At 51.2% G+C, this 1,504-nt stretch carries 2 protein-coding genes; both read left to right on the top strand.

Going from position 1 to position 1,504, the window contains the following annotated elements; translation table 11 throughout:
* Nucleotides 1–875: ankyrin repeat domain-containing protein (locus KDK17_RS07970; RefSeq protein WP_257287792.1), on the top strand; the 875-nt coding region annotated here is incomplete at its 5' end.
* Between the two features lie 208 nt (nucleotides 876–1,083).
* Nucleotides 1,084–1,504: hypothetical protein (locus tag KDK17_RS07965; RefSeq protein ID WP_257287791.1), on the top strand; the 421-nt coding region annotated here is incomplete at its 3' end.

Here is a 1,504-nt window from a genome sequence, read left to right as displayed (position 1 = left end):
TCGTCAAAAGCCAATGTTGTGGCAAGCACTTCGATCTGGACTGTATTTCGAAGTGCTTTGTTGAACAGCCTATCGGCTATCGCCGTTGTGCAATGTGCCGGCAAGACCCGATGCCTATGCTGAATGAGAACACCGGAGAGTCTCACCCGGATAGATTTTTTCCCGACGAAGCGTTTTATCGTGCCTGTCTTGAGGGGGATTTGAGTCAGGTGGAGAATTCACTGGCAGATGGAGTCAATGTCAATGCCTTTATTGTCATTATGGATGATGATTCCAATGCCTTGATGTTGGCAGCTTGTATGGGGCACACAGATATCGCCGTACGCTTGATCAACGCCGGGGCGAATATCAACGCCCGGAGTGAGAGTGGCGCTACCGCGCTGTTCATCGCTGCCCAGGAAAATAACATCGACTGCCTGAAACTCCTGATCGAAACCAAGGCAGATATCAACGCCCGGACTGAGGATGGCAGTACCGCACTGTGCATCGCTGCCCTAACAAATAGCACCGACTGCGTGAAACTCCTGATCAATGCTGGGGCAGATCTCAACGTGCAGATGAGGGGTGGCGCCACACCGCTGTTCATCGCTGCCCGGAAAAATAACACCGACTGCGTGAAAATCCTGATCGAAGCAAAGGCGGATCTCAACACCGTCTTGCCGAATGGCGCCACCCCGCTGCACGTCGCTGCTGAGAACGGCAGTACCGACTGCGTGAAAGTCCTCATCAAGGCCGGGGCGGATCTCAACGCCGCCCTGACGGATGGCACCACTCCACTCTCCATCGCAACCAGGATGGGCAATACCAACTGCGTGAAAGCCCTGACCAAGGCCGAGGCGAGGCAAGGAGCATCTGCTATACCGCCGGGTCTTTAAAAACAGAGGTGAAAGCACAGACATTCCCTATCTGGATCTGGTTTGCAGCGATCTTGGCTTCGATGCCCGGACTATCAGGGCGACCTACAAGAAATGGTGGAAAGTCGGGCTCTTGGCAGGGCTGAAAGCTTCTCTGTTAGCTGCGTAACTTGAGTTATTTTCTTGATCTATCCTTCCTCTCTACAATCCTGAATGCAGTTGTAAAATAATGATTAAACACTCACTGTTTGCAGCACCACTGCTACTAATGACATTGTCCGTCGTCTGTCAGGCTCAACCGTTAACAAGGCGTTTTGTTGTCTCGTTTGAACAGAAAACAGGTTCTCCAAACCAGAACGTTTCTGTAACACCTGGCCAACACACACTGAAAGGCACTTTGTCAGACATTGCCCACACAAAGGGCTATGCAGGATCGGATTTACCGTCTGATGAGAAACAAGTCAGACCAAACGGCTGCGAGCTAACAACGACCATCATTGAATCAACTTCGTGGCAATGGCTTTACGCTAATCATCTGCTCTCGGGTTATGAACGGATCCTGACCAGCAAAAATACCCCACTCGACTCCACCTCGTATTCATGGCTGCCTATTGAGGTGGTTGTTGCTGTCGGTTGGCTTTTAACAAGTT

Origin of the sequence: Endozoicomonas sp. SESOKO2, from assembly GCF_024606245.1 — a bacterium.
Classification (GTDB): domain Bacteria; phylum Pseudomonadota; class Gammaproteobacteria; order Pseudomonadales; family Endozoicomonadaceae; genus Endozoicomonas_A.
Note: the sequence above shows the minus strand (reverse complement) of the source record. Positions and strands in the feature narration are given on the sequence as shown.